Raw genomic sequence first — 24551 nt, 5'->3', positions numbered from 1 at the left:
TATTATTTGTTAAATATTTTTTTCGTCCTCTCGGGGTCTCAAACAGTACCCTGAAGTAAACACATTCTCCCCCGTCATTGCGAGGCACGAAGCAATCCCAAACTGTACAGATCGAATCTGCAAGGTTACTCTGTAGCTCGGGGATTGCTTCGTACCTCGCAATGACGATCTATTTCTAAAGCTTTCTCTTTCGGGAAAGCTTTGGCTAACTCAGTTGTTTAAACGCGTCGGCAAATGCTTCCATTTCGTCCATACGCCCGATGCTTACGCGGCACCATTCCTTATTGTTAAATTGCCAGCTACGTACACCTACGCCACGTTTCATCATTTCGCTTACAAACTTTTTGCTATCCATTTTAAGGGGGAACATCACAAAATTGGCAGATGACGGAATGTATTCATACCCTTCCTTTTTAAGTACCGAATATAAATACTCTTTTGAAGCCAGCGTTTTTTGTAATGCCTCTTTTAAAAAGGCTTCTTCACGATAAGCCACAATGGCACCGGCAATTGTTGTAGCCGAAAGTGAGAACCCTGTACTGTAAATAGATAATGCCTTAATGGTTTCTGGTTGTGCTATTACATAGCCGCAACGCAAACCGGCAAAACCGTATAATTTAGAGAACGTACGGGCCACAATAACATTATGCCCTGCTTTTACAGCGTTTATCATGGTGCTGGCCTTAGGATCGGGCAGATAATCAATATAAGCTTCATCAACAAATACGGTCACCTTTTTTGATACGCGTTCGCAAAATGCTTTTAATTTGGCGGTATCTAATATTGTTGCTGTAGGGTTATTAGGATTACATATATAAATAAGGCCGGTGTTATCGTCAATTTTTGCTTCCATAGCATCCAGGTCCAGCTTATAATCAACGGTTAAGGGAACTTTTACCCACTTACCATCAAACTGCTGCGCATGCGATGGCAAATCTTCATAGGAAGGATCGCCGGTAATAATGCTTTTTCCGCCTTTGCTATATAAAAGGGCGGCCGCAAGTAATAAAGGCGAGGAACCCGATTCCATTAAAATATTATTCTCTGAAATACCTTCATAGGTGGCTATTTTATTGTAAAGGGTACCCATAGAAAACATGGGGTACTGATAACTCAGGTCAAGAGCCTCCTGGATAGCCTTTTTTGCAGCCGGCGATGGACCAAAGGGATTTTCATTAGCCAATAAACGTGCTTTTAACACCGGCCCCCCATTAAGGATAGCAGCCTGATCGGTAACGTGGTTAGCTAAAGGAGCAATTTTTTTAAGTACCGGCATAGCAGCCAGCTTACTGATGGTACCCGAAAAGAAGGCCAGTCCTCCGGCCATAAGTGCGCTGGATTTTATCCAGGTTCTGCGGTTAAGTGAGTTTGCCATGGTGGTTTTTTTTTAATTTAGAATCAAGAAATTAGTGTCAGCAGCCAAGACAAATAAAAAGCTGATCTTGCCTCACGTGCAACTGTCTCTTGTTTCCTATATTTTGTATATGAGTTCTTTATTTTACAACATCGTTTGTCAAAAATCCCTCACTCCCTCCTGATTCTTAACTCTTGATTCTTGACTCTCCCAACCTATTTCTGCACAGGATATTTTGCACTTCCATCGGTAACCCTTGCATGTAAAGCGGCTACTGTACTCCTGGCCGATTCAAATGCACCGGCCATCCAGGCATTTAAATAGGTTAAATGTTCACCGGCAAAATAAACTTGCTTATCGGGCTTTAGCAACGCCGGGTATTGCGTTTTGCGGGTATCAGTATTATACACAGCCCATCCGCCTAAATTATACTTGGTTTTGTGCCAGCTTACCGAAAACGCGCCCTCAAATTCCTTATCATACTGTGGATGGATAAGCCTGCCTTTTTCCAATGCAAACCGTTGGCGATTTGCATAATCTAAGTTACCTATCTTTTGGGCTTTTTCATTAAAATTATAATAACCTATCAAGATACCCTTTTTTCCTAAATAATCATATGATGGATAAAAAATCTGGGTTAAATCGTTGTTGGTGTGCGTAATACCGCCATAAATATGTTCATCCTCTTCCCAAAACCTCCGTTTAAACTGCAACCCTATTTTCCCGGTTTGTATATATCCAATATAATCAATGGCACGGCTCACATCACTTGAAAAATTATTGCTGATATTGCTCAATACCGGGAGTGGCAAAGTACAAATACACATATCGCCAGTAAGCTGATGCTCGCCAAGCGCATCCTTATAAGTTACTTTAACGCCCTCGGCAAGATTATTTATCGCCGTAACCTCGGCGCCCATTTTAACAAATGGCGTTACTTTTTTCTCCAATGCCTTTGCTATCTGATCCATCCCGCCAACGGCCTGGAACATGGTCATCTGCAGTTCATAGGTATACTCGGCAACATTATAAAAATCAGGATCCATCAAGCCCGAGTGTAATATATCTGCCAGTTTATGCGGATCGGCAATTTTACCTGGCCTGTCTCCGGCGCCCGGCGATTCGGTATAGCCCCGCCTTGCAGATGCTTTGTACAATTTATCCACATCAAGGCCGCCCTCTGCCTGCAGGTATTCTATGATCTTTTCGCCATCCTCTTTGGTCAGGTTACTATCAAGGCTGCCATGGTCTATACTTTTGGCAAGCATTTCGGTCATGTACCCCCTGATGTCGTTATGAACTTCCCTTACCCTTACTTTTTTGTTTGATAGCGCTCCTTTACCTTCGGCAAAGTAATAAGCGCCCTCGTTTACGTTGTTGTAAACCTGGATTGGTACGCCCAACTCCTTACAGTAATGCAGCGTAAGCTCATGGTGATGAGGTATACGTGACGGGCCAGCATTAAAATACAAACCATCATCAAACTTCGCGGTAGCAGCAGGCTTATCAATCTCCTGGTTAGTGCTACCATTACGAATACTCCAGCAACGGCCACCTGTGCGTTGGCGGGCCTCCAATATGGTACATTGATAGCCTAATTTATTTAGCTCGTAAGCGCAGGTCATCCCGGCCAAACCTGCTCCTAATATGATAATATGTTTTCCTTTACCATCTCCCTCCAAATTAAAGGCATGTGCGGGCGCCGGCCGTAACAAACCTAAAGCCATCATAGCGGGGTAAGCACCCCCAGCCAGCATAGCTCCTTTACCAAGAAAATCTCTGCGTGTAATAGTTTTCAATAAGCGCTATTTTATGTTTTACAATAATGTAATCCTTAAAGATAGTTTATTAAATGATTTTATAAAAGACAAGCCATATTTTTTTAAATATGACAATATCTACAGGATTTGTATGGATTTACGAATAACCATTTTTAATTTCCAAAGAGCCCGTTTACCAAAACAGCCCGGTTATCCTGTGCGGTAACCGGGCTGTTTATATTATATACTAAAATCCCAAACTTCAGACTGAATCATCAACCGGGTATAGTTTTCAATGTTGTTTCGAATTTTCGCACCCGCTGATTTAGGCTCATTTGTTTTATTGAGCCGGCTGCTTTTGATGCGATGCCGATACCTTATTAAAGTAATCAAGCAGCTTATCCATATTTTTAAGGTTGAATTTGTGCTCTTTGATGCTATCAACCACCTGCTCTTCATCGCCCATAACCTCAACCATAATATCCTCAAAATTTGCATCGGTAATGCGTTGCATAACAGCGGTGCTTTCTCCAAAATAGTAAACAGCTTTGGAGCTTTTTCCGCGACCGCCGCCGCCACCACCGCCAAGGGAAACACCCAGGCCACCGCCAAAACCACCACCGTAGCCTCCACTGCCATAACCGGCTGATATTCCCGGCGAAAAATGCACGCCACCACCGCCGCCCGAACCGGCTTTTGCCATGTACAGTTTCATTGGCTCATCCAACACCACCTGCACAAAGTCGGTCTCCTCCAAATTCCAGGCTTCATTGCGCGGGGCATGCGCCACCACAAAGCTATCTTTCCCGGCTACAAACGACCGCACATCACTTGCACTAAGTTTATACGGGTTTGTTTTTTCGTCGTCCTTAAACTCAATAAAACCCTCATCTTTTATAGGACTCTTCCCTCCGGGATATAACCTTATAAAGCCGGTTGTACGATTACCTTTAACATCGGTAAAATTACCGGGCTGCCATTTTTGCGATTTTGCTGATACAAAGCACAGCATAAAAAATAAAATGATTAAAATTGAGCGCATAACAAGTATAAAATACAAAGAACGCATTTTTTAGATATTTAATATGATGACTGTTGATTTACGCAGCGATACCGTAACAAAACCTACGCCCGGCATGCTGGAAGCCATGTGGAGCGCTAAAGTTGGCGATGATGTTTTTGGCGAGGATGAAACTATAAATGAACTGGAACAAAAGGCGGCAGCCATGTTTGGTATGGAAGCGGGCCTGTTTTGCCCATCGGGAACCATGACCAACCAAATTGCCATTAAGTGCTTTACCCAGCCTTTGGATGAGCTTATTGCCGACCAAACCGCACACGTTTACCGTTATGAGGGCGGTGGTATTGCCTTTAACTCCGGCGTATCAACCCGCCTGTTAAATGGTTACCGGGGTATCATCACCCCCGAAATGATAGAGCCGGAGATAAATGCCGAAAACATACATTACCCGCATACCAGCCTGGTAGTGCTTGAAAACACAGTTAACAAAGGTGGTGGCAGCTGCTACACGCTAAACGACATTAAACCCATTGCCGAACTATGCCAGGCTAAAGGCTTAAAACTGCATCTGGATGGTGCACGCATATTTAACGCGCTTACCCATACCGGCGATAAAGCAGTTGACTATGGTAAATACTTTAATGGAATTTCGGTTTGTTTATCAAAAGGCCTTGGCGCGCCCGTTGGCTCTGTTTTACTGGCTGATGCGGCTACTATTAAATACGCCCGACGCATACGCAAGGTATTAGGCGGTGGTATGAGGCAGGCAGGTTTCCTGGCCGCTGCAGGCATTTATGCTTTAGACCATCATGTAGAGCGCCTGAAGATAGATCATGCCCACGCGCGCATCCTGGGCGATGAGCTGAGCAACCTATCATGGGTAAGCAATGTGATGCCTGTAGAAACTAATATTGTATTATTTGATACTATTGAACCAGCAAGCGCCGTATTGGCTAAACTTGCAACCCAGGGCATTAAAGCCAGCGATACCGACAAACATCGCATCCGCTTTGTTACACACCTGGATGTACATGCCGAGCAGATAGAATATCTTGTGGGAGTGTTGAAGGGGATGTAATTGTGAATAGTGAGTGGTGAGTAGTGAATGGAAGCTTAATTTAAATTGCTCACTCACTACTCACCAACTACCGCTCACTACTTTTTAGCTGGCACCCTATCGGCTGATTGCCTTTCAACCATCCAGCCGGGGTATTCCTTTGGCAGGGCGCTTATCTCGTCGATGCGTTTGAGCTCATCGGCAGAAAGTTCAACTTCTATTGATTTTAAATTATCATTGAGCTGATCGATATTTTTTGCGCCTATTATAGTGCTGGTGATGCCTTTTTGAAGGCGAACCCATGCCAGCGCGATCTGCGCGGCAGACACATTTTTCTGTTTACCAATTTCGCTGATCACATCTACAATATCATAAGCCTTGTCCTTATTTATCGGCGGAAAATCAAAGGTATCTCTTCTCGATCCTTCTGATTTTTGGTTATCGCGGGTGTACTTACCCGAAATAAAACCACCGGCCAGCGGGCTCCAGGGCATTACAGCCAGGTTCTGATCTTCGGCAACGGGCAATAACTCCCTTTCAATATCGCGACCAGCCAACGAGTAAAAATATTGCAGGCCAACAAATTTGTTCCAGCCATTCTTTTCGGCTATACCGGCGGCTTTCATTACCATCCAGGCAGGCCAGTTACAGCAGGCTATATAACGTACCTTGCCACTCAGCACAATATCGTTTAACGACCGCATGATCTCTTCCACAGGAGTTTTAAGATCCACGCCGTGAACATACAGCACATCTATATGATTTAACTGCAACCGTTTCAGGCTGTCGTCAACAGAATTAAAAATATGGTACCGTGAAAGGCCTGTATTGTTTGGCCCCTCGCCCATCCGGCCACGCACCTTAGTAGCGATGATCAATTCCTCGCGGTTAAGTCCCAGATCAATAATGGATTGGCCCAACAATGTTTCAGATTCGCCAAAGGAATACACGTTGGCTGTATCAATAAAGTTAATGCCCGAGTCGACAACCGTTTTCATCAGCTCGTTAACTCCTTCCTGCTTTATTTGCCCTATGGCCTCCCAGTACCCTTTGCCACCAAAGGTCATGGTGCCAAAGCAAATTTCAGAAACCAGCAAGCCGGTATTTCCTAAAAAATTGTATTTCATAAGTTTGATGTTTGTTTAATGTGAAATTAGGGAATAGTCTAAGAATTTGCCCTGTATTTTAAACTCATTAATTGATTAGCCTTTAGGTATAGGCAATCATTTTTGAAATCAAGAATGATATTAAATCGCTTTAAAAGATCATTGCCCAAATAATTAATCTCTAAACCTGTTGGATTCAAACTACCAACCATGAGCGTGGGGATATTGATAAGCTTAAAATTATCGATCTTCAGCAGCGGCGAAAGCACTATTTTAGTTTCATATTTTACACCTCTTGGATCGCTCAATACCGATAATTTTATCAATCTTAAATTTTGGGGAAAGTTTTGTTTAGCGGCCCAGGTATTATCTAAAACAATTGCCTGATCTGACCCTGTATCCATTGAAAAATTGCCGGCGTATTTCTTACCTCCTATTTCAAAGGTTCCCTTAATGCAGGCGAAAGAGTGAATAAATTCCATTTTCGACCTGGTATACCCTTTCAAAGCCTTTGGCAATCGGGAATGGATTATCAAAAGGTGATGATCATAATCTATCTCCACTATTTTACCTTCAAACAAATCCCAACCAAATCGGCCGTCCATTTCATGAGCCGTTGTTGTTGTCGGCAGAATTTCAGGGGCATTCCAAACAATACTCCCTATTCGCAATTTAAACGCCTTGGTTAAGTTATTATAATCCGGCTTGGTTTTACCGGCTAAGGCATCGGGCTGGTTTGATAACAAGTTTGTTTTTTTAAGTATAGCATCCCTGGTAAAATGAAAACCGAAAGAACTAACATCAAAGTGCAGGTTTAAGGTATCTGTATTGTTTATAACGGCTTTTACTGCAATAGCATTAAATGAAGTAAGTGTAAATGGGATGGTATCATCTTTAGCAACAATTTTTCGGAGTTTATCCTCCGGAGGTATCGCGCTTACAATTTGCGTATAGCAGGAGTCTTTGCCATTTAGCAATACAATAAAGTTAAATTTTGTACCTGGTTTTACTTTTACCCTTATAGAATCTATATCTGTATAAAAAGTAACCCACTTTGTTTTCCGGGTTCTATCGGCAGTGAAAATATCTGGTTTAGTTTTTGGCGAGAGAGTCCAGGCATTTTTATCTAAATAGCCCCCATCGTTGATAGTTACGTTTTTAGATGTTGCTTTAATAACAGGCAGTTTTGATTGTGCAAAAACTGATTGAACCAGCAAAAATGGTATAAAAAGGTTAAGGTATTTCATTTGTTTCGTTGTTAAAGCAATCGCCAATCTCGTTCTTACGTTCGATTCCCGATTTTAAACTAATATCCTGTTAAAAGTTTAATAAGCAAATAACACCAACAGTCAATAATAATCTATTTATGCTTTCTGCTTCCTTTTATCGCTCAAATATTTCCGGATAGGCATATCATAAATTACCATTGCTAAATACGATATCCCAACCAAAATAAAAACTCCCGCTATAACGATGAAAACAAGCTGGGTTGTGCCGGGTTTATGACTGGTGTAATAATTTCCAAAAATCCATATACCCGCATAATGAATCATATATAGCGGGTACGATATCTTACCGGAGAATACACAAAACTTTTTTACACCTTCGGTAAGTGTGGCCCCGGCCCCCAACGCAACAAGCAATGGAAAATAGATCAGTACAACCATTAACTCTGCCAGCCAGTTCCATTTAAAATGTGGCATTATAAAGGCAAACACCAACAATACAGACAGGGCTAAAAAGCCCAGCTTTGTTTTAATGATCCAGTTAGACCGGTAAACAAGCAACCCCGCCATAAATGAAAAAGCGATACGGGCACCACCATCCCAAAAACTACTGCCGTCCCAACCACCCAATAATGCCCCCGCCCTATAGCCAACAAAGCAAAGCGCTGCCGCGGATAATATCGTCAACAAAAGCAAGTATCGACGGCTGATTTTGTAAAGGACAAAAGCATAAAAAATATTAGCTACATACTCCCAGAATAATGACCATGAAGGCGCATTAAAACTGAATAAATTAAAATAACGCTCAGGCATCACCGGGAAGGGAATAAGCAACACGGAGCTCAAAAATATGAGCACCAGTCTGCCAGTAGTATATAATAATGCAGGATGACCACCAAATGGATCAAACAGAAAACCCAATAAGCCCAATACCGAGCCCAAAATAACCAGGGGATGCAGCCTGATTACCCTTGATTTAAAAAATTCCAGTACACCCATTTTACCAATACGATCGTCATAAGCGTACCCAATAACAAAGCCGGATAAACAGAAAAAAAAGTCGACAGCTAAAAAACCATGCCCTATAAAATTTTCGCTGCTATTTGGATAAATAAACTCGGTAAAATGAAAAACTACAACAGACAAAGCCGCTATGCCTCTTAATCCGTCGAGAATATCAAAATGCTGTTTAGTTTTTAAAATGTTAGGGTTTAGTGCTGTCATGTTTGTTGATTCTGTTTTATCAGGCTAAAAACTGATAAAACAATTACTGTTGGGGCTATGTGCAACGCGCAAGATGTAGAATAATAACAATTCTGCCAAATTTTTTAAACAGTTATGAATTCTCTAATAACAGTTTAAGCTGATAATACATACAACTCATGCGCTCCATTTCGGATATCAAAACATTTGTTCAAACACCAATACAAGACTTTTGTCGAATTAAATTCATATAATTAAATTTATTTTGAATTTAATTCACAAATTGACTAATATTACCGTATGATTAACGAACCAGAAATAGTTTTAGATAAAACCGATCTGCATATTTTACGCCTGATGCAGGAAAATGCCCGCATATCAAATGCCGACATGGCCCGCGAACTGGGTATGGCGCCATCGGGTATATTGGAGAGGGTAAAAAAACTGGAACAGAAAAACGTTATCCAGCAATATACTACCCGTATTAATCCCGTGGCATTGCAGCAAAAAATGCTGGCCTTTATATTTATGAAAGCTGCTGAAGGACCGGGATCGGACCATACAACCCGCGAACTGGCTAAAATACCCGAAGTACAAGAGGTACACCATATAGCCGGCGATGATTGCTACCTGGTAAAGATTCGTACGTATGATTCAGCCTCGCTGATGCTGTTAATGCGTACTTACTTTAGTAAAATACCTAACATTTTAAGCACCCGTACCACTATAGTGCTCGAAACGGTTAAAGAACAACAACAATTAGTTATACCCGAAAAATAAATACCGCCATGACCTCAACTACACAAAAAACTGCGTCTCCCCTGTTGGTTATCATAGCTTTTGCTATTGTTTACCTGGTTTGGGGCTCAACCTATTTTTTTATAAAAATGGCTATTGATGGTTTCCCGCCACTATTACTTGGTGCACTCCGCTTTTTTATAGCCGGTATTTTACTGCTGATATGGTGCGCCATTAAAGGCGAACAGATTTTTGTGAAGCGTAACATGATCCATGCTGCAGTAAGTGGTTTTTTAATGCTGGTAGTAGGTAATGGCGCAGTAATATGGGCCGAGCAAACACTGCCAAGCGCCATGGTAGCCATCATGGTATCATCTCCTCCTATATGGTTTGTATTGTTGGATAAACCTAACTGGGGCACCAACTTTAAAAGTAAAAGCACCCTTATTGGGCTGGCAATAGGTTTTATAGGGGTTATATTATTGTTTAGCGAACAGATAGAAAGCATGGTTGGCCCATCAACCGGGCCATCAAAACTACCGGGAATGTTATTGCTGCTGGTGGGTACATTAGGCTGGGCATCGGGCTCATTATACTCCAAACACAATAACACAAAGGGATCTGTATCTGTTAACGCCGCATGGCAAATGCTGGCCGCTGGTATTGTTTTTATCCCATCAAGCTTTTTTCATCACGAGGTGCAAACGCTTAACTGGAGCGCCATTCCCGCTCATAGCTGGTATGCATTGTTATACTTAATAGTTTTTGGATCAATAGCCGCATTTAGCGCTTATGTATGGCTTTTACAGGTTCGGCCGGCTACACAGGTGGGTACCTACGCTTACGTTAACCCGGTTATAGCGGTTATACTGGGTGTACTTTTCGCCCATGAGGGTGTTACCCTGTTACAGGTAGGCGGCCTGGTAATTATATTGGGTAGCGTGTTACTTATAAATTTGAGTAAATACAGGAAAGAAAGGTTGGTGAAAGAGGGACAATTAGTAACTGATTAAATTAACCTGATGCCATTAAATACACCTGTTATTACGATAACAGGTGTAAAAATCCTTTTCGTCACCTATCTTGATTCTTAACTCTTGATTCATGATTCTGATTCTTCGTTTCAACTCTCCCACTTACCAAACTCAAAGTATTTGCTGATTTTGATGCCTACCTTACTGCCAGTTTTATATTTACCCCTGTTGTAATTCATTACGCGTAACGTAACGCCGGCATACTCCACAATCAATTCTTCGTAAAAACCTTTAAACAGCACCATTTTCACCACCCACTTTTTACCCAACAGGGTTATTTTTATATGCTCGGCATATATTACTACTACGCCGCGCCTGCTTTTTATGCCGCAAACTTTGGCTTGGGTAGAAGTAAGCTTGCTGCCACTGGCCAGTATTTGCGATGTGTACAATAATTGGGGCGAATGATATAACTCATCCGGCGGACCATTTTCAACTATCTCGCCCTCTTTAATTACAATAAGCTCATCGGCCATGGATAGGATCTCGGCCGGGTCATGTGATACCAGCACCACGGTTGTTTTCCACTCTCTTACAATTTGCCTTATGTCGTGCTGTAAAGCTTCACGGTAAAAAGCATCTACCTGGTTAAAGGGTTCATCAAGTAATAAAACTTCGGGCCTGCTTATTAATGCTTTTGCTATAGTTACCCTTTGTTTTTCGCCACCGCTCAGTTTGCCAAATGGATAATCTTTAAGTGGGTAAATATTGAGCATGTTAAGGGCCTCGGTAACCCTTTTTATTTCGTGGCTCAGGTCCTCCTCGGGCAGTCCATCACGAACTGTGTTCCAAACAGATGACCGCGGATCCATATCAATACCGTTCTGGGTTACCAAACGCATTACTTTGTGGGCATGCTGTATGCCATGCTCGCGACTAAGTACCTGTTCCTCCTTAAAAAAAACCTCGCCATGATCGGGTTGCAGCATCCCAAATAACAAATTAAGCAGGGTGGTTTTACCGCTGCCGCTTTCGCCAACTATAGCTGTGATCTTGCCCTTGGGCACAAATATGGTTATATTGTTAACGCCGGATGACTTATCGCCGAAGAAATTTTTGGTAACGGAAATGGTTTCCAGTATCAGATCATCTTGCATTCCTATGAATTGTTTTAGTCATTAAGCTGGCTACTTATCAGCCCCCCAAATGAGGTACCTAAGCTATAAAAAGTTTAGTCGCCAAAAAAGCCCGATGGTATTATTTAGTGAACAGGCAAACAATTTCATCTTATACTTATTGTTATTGCAATAATAAACATATCCAAAATCATCACCCCATGAACAAAAGCATTGGCATAGTACTCATTGTTATAGGCGCAATAATGCTTATGTGGACTGGCTTTACCTACACAAAAAAAGAAAAGATTATTGATGCGGGCCCTATCCAGTTATCTGCCGACAGGCAAAAAACTGTAAACTGGCCGCCCTATTTGGGCGGGATATTCATTATTGGCGGTGTGGCTATAGTTATACTTTCAAAAAAATAACGCTTTACTTGTTGTTTGATGCTTTAAGTATACTAATATCTTTTGTTGCCAATAATTGCTGGTAATTAATCATCCGAAATTTCTTTCCTTCCATACTCCTAAACTCGGGTGATAGCAACATATTGAGTTCGGTTTGGCGGTGCAGGCTGGTTAAGGGTTTGCCATCTTTGGCGTTCATCATATTGCTGTTCATATCTACCAGTGCATCCATTTCGGGGCTGGGCGTAGCGGTATGGATCACAACCAGGTTTGGCCTTTCGGGGTTCAATTTATTGCTCACATAATTCAGGAAAACTTTCTTTTTGGTGGCGATAGGTTCGCCCCACATTTCCATATAGGTTTCACCAAAATAGGTAACACTACTTAATGTTGATATTGCTAATTTGTATTTATGGGCCAATTTTTCTGTAAGCGCGCGTAGCTCGGGGGTCGACAATGCGATCCCCATGTGCGGATCTATGAAGCTTATCTTCAATCCCGATGCCAAAGCCCTTTCAATCTGCGCCGATAATTCGGTTTCAACCTCATCCAGTTTATACCCGCTTTTTGCAAACGCTGATGTGGAATGCGGAAAGTAGCCTACTTCATCAACCAAACTTGGTACGGCAGTGCGGCCAGTAACCGGTCCCCAGCGGTAATTTTTCCATTCGGATGTGAGTGTTAAATGCACTCCTACGCTTACGTTGGGGTATTTTTTCAATATCTCCACCGCTTCCTGGTACCATGGGCAGGCAAACTGAAGTGATACAGAAAATGGCAAACCTGTTTTGGCCACCTTTTCGGCAGCCATGTTTACAGAATGGTTCATCCCTATATCATCAAGCCTGATCAACAATTGGGGTAATTTATCGGCTTTTTGAGCCATTAAAGGGTTTACGTGTGTAAGTATTATCAGCAGGAATAGGTAAAAGGCAGATTTGGTTTTCATACGGGCAGCGCGGTTATTATTTTGGTAATGAATAAGTAAATCTAATTTTGAATATCAATTTTGGTATTTATCTTTTGAGTTTTGCCCTATTTAAACTTTCCCATTCTAAATCCATCCCTTCAAGACTATTAACAACAGGTCATTATAAGTTTCAACTATTTACATGAATTTAATTAGGGATAACAAACCAAAAAGTTGATCCTTTGCCTACTTCACTGTCCACATAAATATGGCCGCGGTGTTGTTTAATGATCTCGGCAGAAATAAACAGCCCTAATCCTAAACCGGCATATCTTTGAGATATTTCATCAACACGGTAAAACCTATCAAATAATAAAGGTATTTTTTCAGCTGGTATACCAATGCCAAAATCTGTAATGGCAATTTTAATACCCTCTGCTGTTTTTTCGGATTTGATGATCACTTTATTCCCATCGGGAGAATACTTAATAGCATTAGAAATCAAATTAATAACAACTTGTTCCAAACGATTCCTATCAGCTCTGATTTTGATATTGGGATCACCCTCAAAAATAATCTGGTGCTTTGTTGAACCAGTTTGTAATTCTTCCTTGCACTCATCCAACAATTCGCCAAGGTTAAAATTCGTTTTCTTCAATTCCAATTTGCCCGCCTGAATCTGGGTGACATCCAGTAGGTCCTTAATCAATTCGGTAAGTTTATCAATCTGCTTATTGGCTTTTTGTACAAAAGCGTGTAAGGATTTCATTTCCTCATTTTTGATGGTCGTGCGCTCAATAATTTGAAGTATCGCTTTAAGACTGGTAACCGGCGTTTTTAATTCATGACTGGCAATGCTTATAAATTCATCTTTTTTATTCAATAATTCCAGCGTGGCTTCATCAATCAGTTTTTGAGCGGTAATATCCAACAAAGTACCGATAAAACGAATCGCGATTCCCTCGTCGTTAAAATATGCCCTGCCTTTTGCCTTAAGCCATTTTATTTTTTGTTGTATTGCGATAGTCCTGAACTCAATATCAAACGCTTCGCAATGCTGATCATTGAGGGTATCCTTAATGCTATCCTCCACGCGGATCAAATCCTCGGGATGTACCTTTTCAAAAAACGAAGCAATATCAACTCTACTTGTTGGTAATAAACCAAATATTTCTTTGCAACGCTTATCCCAAATCAATTCTTTTGTTTGCGGATCATAGTCCCAGGTGCCCAGACCTGCAGAATCAACCGCAAACTTTAACCGTTCTTTGCTTTCGTTTAACAAGCGTTCAACTTCGACCAAACCTTGTTCTATTTTTCTTTTATCGGTAATATCTTCAATTGCAAGTAAAATGAGCTGTTCGCCATTAACATTATCTATTTGCCTGGCATTAAGGCACATGAAACGTTTTCCTATCGTAGGAAATACTTGCTCAACCTCAAAATCTTCCAATTCCTTTTTTTCGGGAAGTATATTTTCAAGTAATTCCCTCAGTTCGGGAATATCCCATTGGCGGTCGCCAAGTTCATACAGGTAATATCCTTCCGTTTGTTTTTCATTGAACCGGAATTTTTGATAAAATCCGCTGGTGGCACGTTTAACACGCAGTTCGCTATCTAAAATAATTAGTGGATCACGAATGGTTTTTACAATACCCTCTGTATACATGCGGGCATTGTTCAACTGATCATTCCTATCCAGTAATTCCTTATTAACAATCATTATCTCCTCGTTGGTACTTTGCAATTCCTCTTTTGAGGTTTCCAGTTCCTCGTTCAGGCTTTGCAACTCTTCACTCCCGGATAGCAGCTCTTCATTGGCGCTTTGTAGTTCCTCATTAGCAGTTTCCTGCTCTTCGGTAATAGCGCGCATATCGGCACGCGCCTGTATTAGTTCTTTCTCAAGCTGTTCAATACGCAAATCGCTCTCATCATAGGATACACTGGTACGACCCGGATTTACCTCATCCGGTACATGCTGTACCCCCGTTGATGAAGCATTTTGGAAAACTATAAGATAATAAGGTTCAATGGTATCTTTAAGTGGGATTGCCTGCAGATTAACAAAATGCTGCAAACCGTTAACTTTAAAAAACACCGCGAATTTACGGGCTGGCAGGGCCGTTTTTTTTGCAATATGTAAAATATTTCGCAATTCAAATGACAGGCCATCACGTGCCATTTTTAACAGATTAAAACTGGGCTTACCCATAGGCGGAATAAGCCATGTTTCGGTAGGCCCCCTAAACTGTATAATATCAAATTTTTCATTTACCAAAACAGAAGCCGGCATAAAGCTGGCCAGCATAGTTTCGTCGGCTACCTTAAAAACATCTTTATCGGTGTTTTCTTTTTGTACGTTTTTATCTATCTCTCTGAAGCTTTGTTCCCGGCCAGGCGAGCTTACTGCCATAAACCTACCTATTGGCCCCTTGCGGGTATAAATTTTCTCGGCACTGTTAGCAACCTTAAAAATATCGGTATTAGTGCCTATAGTTTCTGATTTACCCAGCATCAGGTATCCATTTTCATTTAAAGCATAATGAAAAGTAGATAGCGCCCTTTTTTGCAAAACAGGTTCCAGGTAAATCATTACATTACGGCAACTCACCAAATCTATTTTTGAAAACGGCGGATCTTTAAGCAGGTTATGGTTAGCAAATACGCACATATCCCTGATGGTTTTACTCACCTGGTAGGTTCCATCAAGCTTCACAAAAAATTGTTGCAGCCTGGATGAAGAAACACCCTCTAACTCGGTCGGCCGGTAAATACCTGTACGGGCTTTTGCAATAGCGGTTTCAGAAATATCAGTGGCAAATATCTGGATTTTCATGGCGGCGGCTTTATCGCCAAGGTGTTCCTGCAAACAGATGGCCATTGAATAGGCTTCTTCGCCTGTGGCACATCCCGCTACCCAGATCCTTATAGAATCGCTACCAGTTTTTTTGTCAAGCAATGCCGGTAGTATATCGTTACACAAAACTTCAAAACTTTGGGTATCCCTAAAGAAATGGGTAACCGAAATAAGCATATCGTTGTATAAAGCATCCTGCTCATTCTTATTTTCGCGAAGGAAACTAAGGTAATTAGATGGCTGTTCGATTTTATTTAAGGCCATTCGCCTTATAATACGGCGTTTTAAGGTACTTTGCTTATAGTAAGTAAAATCTACCCCGCGCCTAACACGCAACACGGTAAGTATTTGTTTAAATGTTTCATTATCCTGCTCGGGAATTGTATCAGCAATTTCCAAACCGGAATAATCTGTATGAAAAGGATGATTCATGGCTATCAGCTGCTCTGCAATTTTTTGTGGTGGTAATACAAAATCAACAACACCGGCCTTTATCGCACTTCTTGGCATACTATCAAACTCGGCAGAGCCTTCATCCTGCGCAAAGGTTAAGCCACCATATGATTTGATAACCTGCAAGCCAAGGGTGCCATCGGTTAAAGCACCTGATAATATAACACCCACGGCATAGCTTTGATGAATCATGCCTAACGAAGAAAAGAAGAGATCAATCGTATTACTTTTTATATGCTTTTTTTCTATCGGAGCCAGCTTAAGCACGCCATCTACTGCTGTTACTACCTTATTTGAAGGAATAATATAAAGGTGATCTTGTTCCAGGTGAACATTATCAGTGATTTGCTGAACAGGGAACGGTGCTACTTTTTGCAATATCTCTGGTAAAATGCTGTCATGGTCTGGGCTAAGATGCTGAATAAACACATAGGCCATGCCAGATTTAGCCGGCAAAGCTTTTAAAAAAGCTTTTACTGCATCTAAACCGCCGGCTGATGCACCAATACCAACAACCGGAAATTGCACTGATTGAATATTTTCTTTAATTACTTTTCCCATTAAAATAGATGGCTAACCAGCTTCATAAAGCTGCAAAAATTCAGGAATTATCCGCAGGGGGGATTTTCACAACTTTACCTGTAAAAATACATTTTTAGCACCGTAGTGAAAAATAATTAAATTACCATATTGCTTTTTATTATTAGTTAAACAGGTAAGTAAAATATTTATTTCAGTATGCTGAGCACCGCAGCTATATGCCCTTTACCGGCCAACCAAAAGATATTATAAAACTATCGGGATTGGTAAAGGCGAGTGCTTTGCATCCATATTATATAATATGGGCCTTATCACTAATAATCCGATTATAACCACTCATCTACAATTCCTTTATTACTTTACAAGGGTTCCCTACTGCCACCACATTTGCAGGGATATCTTTTGTTACCACGCTGCCTGCACCAATGGTGGTATTATCGCCAATGGTAACACCGGGGCATACAATTACACCACCGCCCAGCCATACATTATTGCCGATGGTTATCGGAGCCGCATATTCGGGGCCTTTTATACGCTCGGCGGCTATTACGGGATGATAGGCTGTGTAAAGCTGCACATTGGGGGCCATAAAAACATTGTCGCCCAGCGTTACACGGGCGCAATCCAATATGATGCAATTAAAATTCAGGAAAAGGTTATCTCCGGCAAAAATATTAAAGCCATAATCGCAGTAAAAGGGCGATTGAATATCAATGGCATTTTTGAAGCCTCCCAACAGTTCCTTTAAAATAGCCCGTTTGGTATCTTTATCATCATAACTGGCTGCATTATATTGGGTAAACAGCTTGCGTGCCTTTGAGCGACCGGCAACCAGTTCAGCATCGCCGGCATCATAAAGCTCGCCAGCCACCATTTTTTCAAGTTCTGTTTTTTGCATATATAGGTTTATATGGATTAAATATATGATTTATAGATGAACTACATAGACGCCCCAAGTTTTACAATGCAAAATTCATTCACTCCATCCTATTTTAATTTACATTAATTACATCATGGAGCATTTGCAAATTGAGAATATCTTTATTTACTTTGCATTGCAAAGTTCTTTTATAAATGATTTTTAATAAAACTTACTTAGGATTTACTTTATTCTTACTAACGATAGAAATACTGATAGGAAAATACCTGCATGATAACATCATCAGGCCGTATGGCGGCGATTTTTTAGTAGTGACCCTCGTCTACTGTTTTGTTAAATCTTTTTTAAATAAAAGTGCCCTATCTACAGCATTCGGGGTATTGCTATTTGCCTACGCTGTTGAAATATCACAATACTTTCATATAATCAGTTGGATGGGTTTAATACGCTCCAAAATGGCGGCACTGTTATTGGGTACTTCCTTTTCGTGGACAGACATATTGTGCAACACATTGGGTATAGGATTGGTTTTTACCGTTGAAAAAACACGGGCAACAATTACATACCGCTAAATTATTAAACAATAAAAACATGCCATATTTTGTAGGCGAAGATTCAATAGTGCGGAAAATATGGGGAAAGGCTGATACCATTCTTTTTATTTTTGCAGGTGCTGCTGCAGAGTTTGCCTTAAATAAGGCCGTCGACTGGCTTTATTTTACCGGTCGCCTCCCTGCAGATCCGCTTGGGCGGCTATTCTCTACAGTTGCTTATTCCAGGCAGATCATCTTTTCTGAAGAGCAGGCAGCCTTACAATCTATTGATAAGATCAACAGCATCCATAAAGGAGTGGAAACCAGCCGCGGGGCACAAATACCTGATTGGGCCTACCGCGATGTATTGTTTTTACTCATTGATCTCTCCATTCGCTCCTATGAATTACTGGAACGTAAACTTACAGAAGCCGAAAAGGCAGAAACTTTTGATGTTTTTAATCGGGTAGGCCTGCGCATGCAGCTTGCAGGCTTACCTGCCAACTATGCCGCATACCTGCTCATGCGCCATGAGCACCTGCAGCAAAACCTCGTAAGCGGCGAATTAACGCTTGATATGTATCGGCAATATAAAAAACACCTCGGCCATGCGCGTTACCTGGTATTAAAACAGGCGCAGTTATTGGTTGTGCCTCCGTTGGTACGCAAACACCTGTCGTTAGGTAAAATACCATGGTTGCTGGCTGTTATCTGGACTTATAAATTTTTAAGGCTGATTAAAATAGAAACCTTTTTACGCAATGCCCTGCTGCCCGCAGCTTACAAGGCGCAGATCATTGGTATGGATAGCCCGTTTATCGCTAAGTAAAAACGGAATATATCACTTTACCATCCATCGTTCAAAAGCTAATTTAAAAGCATCTAAATATACGTTTGCACATCAGGGTCTACCTTTTCCATATAAATTTCGGGCTGGATGATCACAAAATGTACAAGATTATACTCATCCTTTACTATATTTCTGACGCGGGAGATAGCCTCATTAATACCTGCCGTATCCAAATTTTTTTTGAAGGCGATAATGAGCATCAACACAATTTCGCTTGGTGACTGATAGGTTGACAGGATATGCATCAGTTTTAATACATCCTGGTCTTGCTCTACAATTTCGGTAATCCTTTTTTTAGTAGTGGAGCCTATCCCCTCACCCATAAGCAGGCTACGGCTTTCGCGGGCTAATATTAACGATACGCAAATGAGTAATATCCCTACCAGCAGCGATGCCAGGCCATCCATGTAATTAATGTGATAGGTATGGCCGAGGTACATGCAAATAGCCACAATAAATAAACCTATCACGGCGGCGCTATCCTCAAACAAAACCAAAAATGTTGATGGATCTTTACTTTTGGTGATTGCCTGCCACCAGGTATTGTCTCCGCGTAGTTTATTGAACTCTTTTGCCGCTATCACTAACGATGAGCCTTCAAATATCACAGATATCCCCAACACAATATAGTTCCACTTCGGAATGCCGAGAACATCCGGGTGAATGATATGATAGATACCCTGGAACATGGATACTCCACCACCCAGGCCAAATATCAATATGGAAACAATGAACGAATAAAAATAGAGTTCCTTCCCGTATCCAAACGGGTGGGTGGCATCAGGTTTTTTCCGGCTTTGCCTCAGCCCGAAAAGCAATAATACCTGGTTGGCAGTATCAACAACCGAGTGTACGCCTTCGGCTATCATTGCAGCGCTGTTACTAAAAAATCCCGCTATAAATTTTGTTAAAGCAATAAGCAAATTCGCCGCCAGCGCGCTATAGATAGATTTGTTTGATGATGCCATACCCATCTAAATGCTTTTACGCTATATATTGTTTGCCTAATGAGTTTTATGATTAATCATTGGTAAAAAAGCTAACCGGCAACAGAAACTTCACCCACTTATCTCATCTTCCGCACTGATTTATAATTAGATATGCTACCTCCCTTTTTATTAATCGAAACAATTTTGGCCATCAAACATTATATTATAAGTTAATTTATATACAACTTAAAGAAAATTACCATGAAAAATTTAAAGATAATAGCAGCTGCAATGACGTTATCATTTGTAGGTTCGGTAGTATTTGCCGCCAATCATAATGCAGGTAGTAATTCCAAAAACAACCAGCTAACCATCAAAAAAACAATTAGGGTTACTGATACAATACCTGGAAAAAAGAAGAAAAATCCCAAAACGCCGCCACCTTCTCCAACACCGGTGCCTACACCAACGGATCCTACTACACCAACTCCGGTTCCAACACCTGTGCCAAATCCAAATCCATCGCCAACACCGGTGCCAAGCCCTAACCCATCGCCCACTCCAACACCTGTGCCAAGTCCGAGTCCAACGCCAAATCCAAGCCCCTCACCTACGCCGGTACCAACCCGTCCTGGTGTATAATTGTTTTTTTATAAAACTTCTATAAAAAGTAAAGCCCTTCTGTTTTATTAACAAAAGGGCTTTATCGTTTAAAAACGACTACAATATTTTTTATCCTAAGAAATTTCTATTGATTATTATTTCCGAATGTATAAGGCAGATTATCGAAAGTACCTACCAATATCTGTGATATTTCTATAGATACATAGTTGCCATCGCTGTCATAATTAACCTTTTTGGCAGTAAACGAATAGGTTCCTGTAATTACTTTTTTTACAGTATCTATTGCTGTTATGGTAGCCGAGCCTGAACCAGGCTCCACAGTGCCCGTTTGCACAAATACATAATTGCCAGAGGAATTTTTCTGTTGCGTGTAATAGGCCATATTTACTTTACTGGTTCCATCTACTTTATAAGTAGCCAATGGAAAACTATTAGTATTGGTACTATTTGGTACATTTAAACTAAAAACAACCCGTTTTGCAAGCGCAGTACCCGTTACAGAAAAGGTTTTTATTTTTGTAGCATCATCAAAAGAGATACGGGCCGATACCGTATCAGGGTACCATTCAACACCATTAATATTTGCAGCCAGGATTTTATCAGATGTGGTAGAAGCAGAAGTAACAACGTCTTTTTTACAGCTTTGAAAATAGGTAGCCGATATAAGTAACAGAACAATAAGTTGAATTTTCCTCATATATGAATTTTATGCAAAACATTCGCTTTGCAGATTTTATGCAAATAACGCTCTTTGCAGATTAATAATTACAACCAAAGTTAATTTTTTCACATATTTTAACATTCGGCAATTTTAAGCCTGTTAATTTTGAGCTAACATTTATAAAACAAATGGTTTTATTTAAGCATATTAGTAGCTTAAATTATGAGTATGATCAACGTAAACGAATATTTTGAAGGGGCTGTAAAATCATTGGCCTACAACAGTGCCGAAGGCCGCAGTACCATTGGGGTAATTGAAAAAGGCGAGTATGAATTTGGCACATCCAGCCATGAAACCATGACCGTTATTGAAGGACAACTGGAAGCTTTATTACCAGGCGAACAGGATTGGCAAACCTACACCGGCGGCCAATCATTTGAAGTTGAGGCCAATACCTCGTTCAAAGTAAAAACCCATGTGCAGAGCTCCTATCTTTGTAAATACAGGTAAGCATCACCAATGTCCTGTAATCTTTTTGCTATAGTTTTATTGAGCGTAAGTACTTAATGTAACATTGAATGGTATAAATGCTCTAACCAATCATTGATAAACTAAAAAAAAATGGATACTTCACTTATAACAACCAGTACTGGTTTGGATGGTTATCGCGTAGTTAAACATTTAGGTGTTGTTCGCGGTATTACAGTACGCAGCCGTAGTGCATTAGGTAATATTGCCGGTGGTTTTCAATCGCTTTTTGGCGGCCGGCTGTCAATTTACGTTGAACTTTGCGAAAATGCGCGCGAAGAAGCTTACCAGCTTTTAATACAACATGCGCAGGCTATTGGTGCAAATGCCATTATTAATATGCGTTATGATGCCAACGAAGTGATGCAGGGCATTACCGAGGTGTTGGCTTATGGTACCGCCGTTGTTGTTGAAAAAGTTTAAGTTTAAAAGTATAATGAAAGAGGAAATGGTAAAACTGCCATTCCCTAAAAATCTGTTTATAAAAAAACTACCCGGCTGTTTGGCGGGTAGTTTTAATTGAAAAATATATTAAACCCTTGTATTAATTAAAATAAGACAAGGGGATGGTTTTCCATAGGCCATGCGCCAGGTGCCCTATTAATAATTCATAAACCAGGTACACCGGCCAAATAAGGTAATGAACAAGCAATAAAATTATTGAATGATTATAATGCCAACTAATCATGAGGGTGTATAGGCCTAATACAAGATATAGAATACTGGAGTCACGGGTTTTCATATTTTTTTGCTGCTTATTTTTTATCTAATCTAAACAATTAGTTACAATTTTTCATACTGTACAGCACGCTAAATTCGGCCGCGCCGTTGGTTTGCTGCCGGCCTGTTTTAGTATCGTATTTATAAGGCTTTTGGGCAAGGGCATTCCCTCGTAACTGAAACTCAACGTTCATAGTATCCTTAACACCTTCCTGGTTAAATGTCCAAACGGCTTTAATAACGTTGCCGTTAAGGGTACCTGTCAACAGGCCTTTTTTCGAGTCCTTTTCTTTGGGGAGCCAGCTCATTTCACCATTAACCTTGTCGCCATTTATCAACATACTTACTTTTGTGGTGTCCTGGTTTTTTGTACCATCCGTATGAAAAAAGCAGTATTGCATATTAATATCAGGAGCGTTTGCAACATTGGCTAACTGGGAATCTTTTTGTGAGGGTTTAATACCAGAGGTATCGGCGCTACCAGAATTGCTACGGCCTCCGGCGCAGGATGCCATAAAAGCTACTGCCAGCAGCAAGCATAAATTGATCTTCATAGTTTTTTAATTACTCGTGTTTTTTATGTACGACAATTAAAACTCAAAAAGGTTCAAAGGGTAGATGAGGTATTTATTTGAGGGAGAAACTTACAATGATTTATGTAGTGTAAACGTTCGTATTGTTACACTACATAATATTGTAAATAAAGAAGTTTATACTTTCTTTTCGGGAGGAGTAGATACTATTTCGCCAAATTCATTAACGTAAGCCATCATGCTTTCCAGGTCACTTCCGCCACCATTTTGCTGACGCTCCTGCTTGCGTTGCTCTTTATCCTCTTTCTTTTTCTGACGATTTTTTTCGAGTTGTTTTTTCATGAATGTTGCCTGCGATTTAGCCATGTTTATTAAAATTTAGTTAAACAATGAGCTTTTCCCTGGTTACAACCTGTATCAATCTGATCAACGGAACTAAAGTTCGGTATCTGGAATTACATGAAAAGGATATCATCAATTTAATTTCCGGGCAGCAACGGTATCAGCGGGGATAAAAATGAACCCTGATCAATAAGAATTGATTAGTGGGTGGCTATAAGGAAATAGCTATAAATTTCCGTTTGTTTTGCAAATATACGAAAATTTTACACATTAAAATTGCGGGTTGTATTTGTAGTGCCATTTTAACAAGGTCCAACGCTTCCCCCAAAGCAAAAGCAGCCACCCGTTTGGGTGGCTGCTTAATATTTTATGGCAGATTGTTTTTGAGTAGCGTTATATGCCTGCATAGTCGTCAGATTTTGCTTTATCGCCGATTAATTTTTCTGTAGCGTGATCGGCAACCAGGTAGGTCCTGTTTACGGTTGATGATATGTTGTGTACCAGGTTATATTCTTTTACGGTACCACTGATATCAGCTTTTGCGCGATCATTCATAGTAACACGGGCGCTGTAGGTATCCAGTTTTAAATCGGCAGATGCATTGTTATATAATTTCACGTCGAGCTCAATGGCAGATAGGTTTCCGAATGATTTTATTTCTGCGTTATCATAAGCTGTGATTGATGAAAGTTCTTCTGCAGTAACCCAAACTACCAATTTTTCGGTTTTGTATGATGAGATCCTTAAAACACCTTTTTGTGATTGAACCAAGGCGCTTTCGGCATAGTACTGATTGTAAACTTTTACCTGGTCGGCAGCACCGGTTGAAATGTATAACTGCACATTTCCATAAACCTCTATTTTATTGATGCTGCTAATGTCTGTTAACACAACACCTTTAGTAGTATTTTTAGTAGTATTATCTACTGCTGCGTAAGTTGAATTTGTGAAGCCAAGTACGGTAACTATTACTGCTAAGATGGCGATTAAGTTAGTTTTCATGATATTAATATTTTGATTGTCAGATGATTGTTTATTTATATTTTTAAATACACCTATATGACGATCTCGATTAAAAAACGTTACAGCAGTATAACCTGTAATAGTTGTATGCAGGTTTTTTGTCGGTAAGTGGTAGATTTTATCCGGTGAAATAACGATAAATTTTTCGGGGTATTTCGGCTTCGGGGCAGGTTGTTGGCCGCGGAGCCGCAGACGGGGGTTTAC

24 protein-coding genes are annotated in these 24551 nt (G+C 40.6%); 9 read left to right on the top strand and 15 right to left on the bottom strand.

Annotated features, from left to right (window positions below; genetic code table 11):
* Positions 1-205: 205 nt before the first annotated feature.
* From AC1DYB_RS02450 to AC1DYB_RS02440, 3 genes are all read right to left on the bottom strand, one after another.
* Positions 206-1375 (bottom strand): pyridoxal phosphate-dependent aminotransferase, encoded by a 1170-nt coding sequence (locus AC1DYB_RS02450; RefSeq protein ID WP_477432115.1) that lies wholly within the window; start codon positions 1373-1375, stop codon positions 206-208.
* A 194-nt stretch (positions 1376-1569) separates the two neighbouring features.
* Entirely contained in the window at positions 1570-3153 is a 1584-nt protein-coding gene (locus AC1DYB_RS02445) for a flavin monoamine oxidase family protein (RefSeq protein WP_477432113.1), read from the bottom strand.
* A gap of 301 nt (positions 3154-3454) precedes the next feature.
* On the bottom strand, positions 3455-4126 hold the full coding sequence (locus AC1DYB_RS02440; RefSeq protein WP_477432111.1) for a hypothetical protein: 672 nt from the start codon (positions 4124-4126) through the stop codon (positions 3455-3457).
* Between the two features lie 73 nt (positions 4127-4199).
* Between AC1DYB_RS02440 and AC1DYB_RS02435 the strand changes: the two genes are divergently transcribed.
* The gene (locus AC1DYB_RS02435) at positions 4200-5213 is read left to right on the top strand and encodes a threonine aldolase family protein (protein ID WP_477432109.1); all 1014 of its coding nucleotides are present in this window, start codon (positions 4200-4202) and stop codon (positions 5211-5213) included.
* Between the two features lie 77 nt (positions 5214-5290).
* On the opposite strand, the gene AC1DYB_RS02430 is transcribed toward AC1DYB_RS02435, so the two are convergent.
* The 3 genes from AC1DYB_RS02430 to AC1DYB_RS02420 all read right to left on the bottom strand — a co-directional run bounded on the left by AC1DYB_RS02430 (position 5291) and on the right by AC1DYB_RS02420 (position 8748).
* On the bottom strand, positions 5291-6319 hold the full coding sequence (locus AC1DYB_RS02430) for an aldo/keto reductase (RefSeq protein WP_477432107.1): 1029 nt from the start codon (positions 6317-6319) through the stop codon (positions 5291-5293).
* Between the two features lie 38 nt (positions 6320-6357).
* The gene (locus tag AC1DYB_RS02425; protein ID WP_477432105.1) at positions 6358-7545 is read right to left on the bottom strand and encodes a hypothetical protein; all 1188 of its coding nucleotides are present in this window, start codon (positions 7543-7545) and stop codon (positions 6358-6360) included.
* Positions 7546-7662: 117 nt separating this feature from the next.
* Positions 7663-8748 (bottom strand): acyltransferase family protein, encoded by a 1086-nt coding sequence (locus AC1DYB_RS02420; protein ID WP_477432103.1) that lies wholly within the window; start codon positions 8746-8748, stop codon positions 7663-7665.
* A 279-nt stretch (positions 8749-9027) separates the two neighbouring features.
* Between AC1DYB_RS02420 and AC1DYB_RS02415 the strand changes: the two genes are divergently transcribed.
* Both AC1DYB_RS02415 and AC1DYB_RS02410 read left to right on the top strand, forming a co-directional pair.
* Positions 9028-9507, top strand: a complete 480-nt coding sequence (locus AC1DYB_RS02415; protein ID WP_295716217.1) for an Lrp/AsnC family transcriptional regulator — start codon at positions 9028-9030, stop codon at positions 9505-9507.
* An 8-nt stretch (positions 9508-9515) separates the two neighbouring features.
* The gene (locus AC1DYB_RS02410) at positions 9516-10478 is read left to right on the top strand and encodes an EamA family transporter (RefSeq protein WP_477394349.1); all 963 of its coding nucleotides are present in this window, start codon (positions 9516-9518) and stop codon (positions 10476-10478) included.
* Positions 10479-10588: 110 nt separating this feature from the next.
* Here the strand turns inward: AC1DYB_RS02410 and AC1DYB_RS02405 are convergent, their stop codons facing one another.
* Positions 10589-11596: an ABC transporter ATP-binding protein gene (locus AC1DYB_RS02405; protein WP_477432101.1), complete on the bottom strand. Its 1008-nt coding sequence runs from the start codon at positions 11594-11596 to the stop codon at positions 10589-10591.
* Positions 11597-11775: 179 nt separating this feature from the next.
* Between AC1DYB_RS02405 and AC1DYB_RS02400 the strand changes: the two genes are divergently transcribed.
* Entirely contained in the window at positions 11776-11985 is a 210-nt protein-coding gene (locus AC1DYB_RS02400) for a hypothetical protein (protein WP_295716223.1), read from the top strand.
* A gap of 4 nt (positions 11986-11989) precedes the next feature.
* Here AC1DYB_RS02400 and AC1DYB_RS02395 read toward each other — a convergent pair whose 3' ends face one another.
* The 3 genes from AC1DYB_RS02395 to AC1DYB_RS02385 form a co-directional block, all read right to left on the bottom strand.
* Complete coding sequence (locus tag AC1DYB_RS02395; protein WP_477432098.1) at positions 11990-12913, bottom strand: ChbG/HpnK family deacetylase; 924 nt, start codon at positions 12911-12913, stop codon at positions 11990-11992.
* A gap of 169 nt (positions 12914-13082) precedes the next feature.
* Positions 13083-16745: a CheR family methyltransferase gene (locus AC1DYB_RS02390; RefSeq protein WP_477432096.1), complete on the bottom strand. Its 3663-nt coding sequence runs from the start codon at positions 16743-16745 to the stop codon at positions 13083-13085.
* A gap of 319 nt (positions 16746-17064) precedes the next feature.
* A complete protein-coding gene (locus AC1DYB_RS02385) occupies positions 17065-17622 on the bottom strand; it encodes a sugar O-acetyltransferase (RefSeq protein ID WP_477432094.1) in 558 nt (185 codons plus the stop codon).
* A 176-nt stretch (positions 17623-17798) separates the two neighbouring features.
* Here AC1DYB_RS02385 and AC1DYB_RS02380 point away from each other — a divergent pair, with 176 nt between their 5' ends.
* Positions 17799-18176, top strand: coding sequence for a ribosomal maturation YjgA family protein (locus AC1DYB_RS02380; protein WP_477432092.1), 378 nt, complete (start codon positions 17799-17801; stop codon positions 18174-18176).
* A 19-nt stretch (positions 18177-18195) separates the two neighbouring features.
* Complete coding sequence (locus AC1DYB_RS02375) at positions 18196-18966, top strand: oxygenase MpaB family protein (protein ID WP_477432090.1); 771 nt, start codon at positions 18196-18198, stop codon at positions 18964-18966.
* A gap of 53 nt (positions 18967-19019) precedes the next feature.
* On the opposite strand, the gene AC1DYB_RS02370 is transcribed toward AC1DYB_RS02375, so the two are convergent.
* Complete coding sequence (locus AC1DYB_RS02370) at positions 19020-19955, bottom strand: cation diffusion facilitator family transporter (RefSeq protein WP_477432088.1); 936 nt, start codon at positions 19953-19955, stop codon at positions 19020-19022.
* A 222-nt stretch (positions 19956-20177) separates the two neighbouring features.
* On the opposite strand from AC1DYB_RS02370, the gene AC1DYB_RS02365 reads away from it, so the two are divergent.
* On the top strand, positions 20178-20558 hold the full coding sequence (locus AC1DYB_RS02365) for a hypothetical protein (RefSeq protein ID WP_477432086.1): 381 nt from the start codon (positions 20178-20180) through the stop codon (positions 20556-20558).
* Between the two features lie 106 nt (positions 20559-20664).
* Here AC1DYB_RS02365 and AC1DYB_RS02360 read toward each other — a convergent pair whose 3' ends face one another.
* Positions 20665-21237, bottom strand: coding sequence for a DUF6252 family protein (locus AC1DYB_RS02360; protein WP_295716239.1), 573 nt, complete (start codon positions 21235-21237; stop codon positions 20665-20667).
* 186 nt (positions 21238-21423) lie between these two features.
* Between AC1DYB_RS02360 and ppnP the strand changes: the two genes are divergently transcribed.
* Entirely contained in the window at positions 21424-21711 is a 288-nt protein-coding gene (gene ppnP / locus AC1DYB_RS02355; RefSeq protein ID WP_295716241.1) for a pyrimidine/purine nucleoside phosphorylase, read from the top strand.
* Between the two features lie 111 nt (positions 21712-21822).
* Positions 21823-22152, top strand: coding sequence for a YbjQ family protein (locus AC1DYB_RS02350; protein WP_147052092.1), 330 nt, complete (start codon positions 21823-21825; stop codon positions 22150-22152).
* A 356-nt stretch (positions 22153-22508) separates the two neighbouring features.
* Here the strand turns inward: AC1DYB_RS02350 and AC1DYB_RS02345 are convergent, their stop codons facing one another.
* From AC1DYB_RS02345 to AC1DYB_RS02335, 3 genes are all read right to left on the bottom strand, one after another.
* On the bottom strand, positions 22509-23003 hold the full coding sequence (locus AC1DYB_RS02345; RefSeq protein ID WP_477432084.1) for a hypothetical protein: 495 nt from the start codon (positions 23001-23003) through the stop codon (positions 22509-22511).
* 156 nt (positions 23004-23159) lie between these two features.
* On the bottom strand, positions 23160-23348 hold the full coding sequence (locus tag AC1DYB_RS02340; RefSeq protein WP_295716248.1) for a hypothetical protein: 189 nt from the start codon (positions 23346-23348) through the stop codon (positions 23160-23162).
* Positions 23349-23717: 369 nt separating this feature from the next.
* Positions 23718-24326 carry a GIN domain-containing protein gene (locus AC1DYB_RS02335; protein WP_477432082.1) on the bottom strand — a complete coding sequence of 203 codons (609 nt, stop codon included), beginning with the start codon at positions 24324-24326 and terminating at the stop codon, positions 23718-23720.
* Between the last annotated feature and the right edge of the window lie 225 nt (positions 24327-24551).

This window comes from Mucilaginibacter sp. P2_A4, assembly GCF_056405015.1.
The sequence above is the reverse complement of the archived record's forward strand: the minus strand, read 5'-3'. Positions and strand labels throughout refer to the sequence as shown.

What these genes read in the sequence shown, in the direction of transcription:
- AC1DYB_RS02415 (WP_295716217.1), top strand. Translation starts at nt 9,028, where the DNA reads ATGATTAACGAACCAGAAATAGTTTTAGATAAAACCGATCTGCATATT.
- AC1DYB_RS02435 (WP_477432109.1), top strand. Translation starts at nt 4,200, where the DNA reads ATGATGACTGTTGATTTACGCAGCGATACCGTAACAAAACCTACGCCC.
- AC1DYB_RS02425 (WP_477432105.1), bottom strand. Translation starts at nt 7,545, where the DNA reads ATGAAATACCTTAACCTTTTTATACCATTTTTGCTGGTTCAATCAGTT.
- AC1DYB_RS02345 (WP_477432084.1), bottom strand. Translation starts at nt 23,003, where the DNA reads ATGAAGATCAATTTATGCTTGCTGCTGGCAGTAGCTTTTATGGCATCC.
- AC1DYB_RS02385 (WP_477432094.1), bottom strand. Translation starts at nt 17,622, where the DNA reads ATGCAAAAAACAGAACTTGAAAAAATGGTGGCTGGCGAGCTTTATGAT.
- AC1DYB_RS02370 (WP_477432088.1), bottom strand. Translation starts at nt 19,955, where the DNA reads ATGGCATCATCAAACAAATCTATCTATAGCGCGCTGGCGGCGAATTTG.
- AC1DYB_RS02340 (WP_295716248.1), bottom strand. Translation starts at nt 23,348, where the DNA reads ATGGCTAAATCGCAGGCAACATTCATGAAAAAACAACTCGAAAAAAAT.
- AC1DYB_RS02430 (WP_477432107.1), bottom strand. Translation starts at nt 6,319, where the DNA reads ATGAAATACAATTTTTTAGGAAATACCGGCTTGCTGGTTTCTGAAATT.
- AC1DYB_RS02390 (WP_477432096.1), bottom strand. Translation starts at nt 16,745, where the DNA reads ATGGGAAAAGTAATTAAAGAAAATATTCAATCAGTGCAATTTCCGGTT.
- AC1DYB_RS02365 (WP_477432086.1), top strand. Translation starts at nt 20,178, where the DNA reads ATGAAAAATTTAAAGATAATAGCAGCTGCAATGACGTTATCATTTGTA.
- AC1DYB_RS02410 (WP_477394349.1), top strand. Translation starts at nt 9,516, where the DNA reads ATGACCTCAACTACACAAAAAACTGCGTCTCCCCTGTTGGTTATCATA.
- AC1DYB_RS02335 (WP_477432082.1), bottom strand. Translation starts at nt 24,326, where the DNA reads ATGAAAACTAACTTAATCGCCATCTTAGCAGTAATAGTTACCGTACTT.
- AC1DYB_RS02450 (WP_477432115.1), bottom strand. Translation starts at nt 1,375, where the DNA reads ATGGCAAACTCACTTAACCGCAGAACCTGGATAAAATCCAGCGCACTT.
- AC1DYB_RS02360 (WP_295716239.1), bottom strand. Translation starts at nt 21,237, where the DNA reads ATGAGGAAAATTCAACTTATTGTTCTGTTACTTATATCGGCTACCTAT.
- AC1DYB_RS02440 (WP_477432111.1), bottom strand. Translation starts at nt 4,126, where the DNA reads ATGCTGTGCTTTGTATCAGCAAAATCGCAAAAATGGCAGCCCGGTAAT.
- AC1DYB_RS02420 (WP_477432103.1), bottom strand. Translation starts at nt 8,748, where the DNA reads ATGACAGCACTAAACCCTAACATTTTAAAAACTAAACAGCATTTTGAT.
- AC1DYB_RS02400 (WP_295716223.1), top strand. Translation starts at nt 11,776, where the DNA reads ATGAACAAAAGCATTGGCATAGTACTCATTGTTATAGGCGCAATAATG.
- AC1DYB_RS02350 (WP_147052092.1), top strand. Translation starts at nt 21,823, where the DNA reads ATGGATACTTCACTTATAACAACCAGTACTGGTTTGGATGGTTATCGC.
- AC1DYB_RS02380 (WP_477432092.1), top strand. Translation starts at nt 17,799, where the DNA reads ATGATTTTTAATAAAACTTACTTAGGATTTACTTTATTCTTACTAACG.
- AC1DYB_RS02405 (WP_477432101.1), bottom strand. Translation starts at nt 11,596, where the DNA reads ATGCAAGATGATCTGATACTGGAAACCATTTCCGTTACCAAAAATTTC.
- AC1DYB_RS02395 (WP_477432098.1), bottom strand. Translation starts at nt 12,913, where the DNA reads ATGAAAACCAAATCTGCCTTTTACCTATTCCTGCTGATAATACTTACA.
- AC1DYB_RS02375 (WP_477432090.1), top strand. Translation starts at nt 18,196, where the DNA reads ATGCCATATTTTGTAGGCGAAGATTCAATAGTGCGGAAAATATGGGGA.
- ppnP (WP_295716241.1), top strand. Translation starts at nt 21,424, where the DNA reads ATGAGTATGATCAACGTAAACGAATATTTTGAAGGGGCTGTAAAATCA.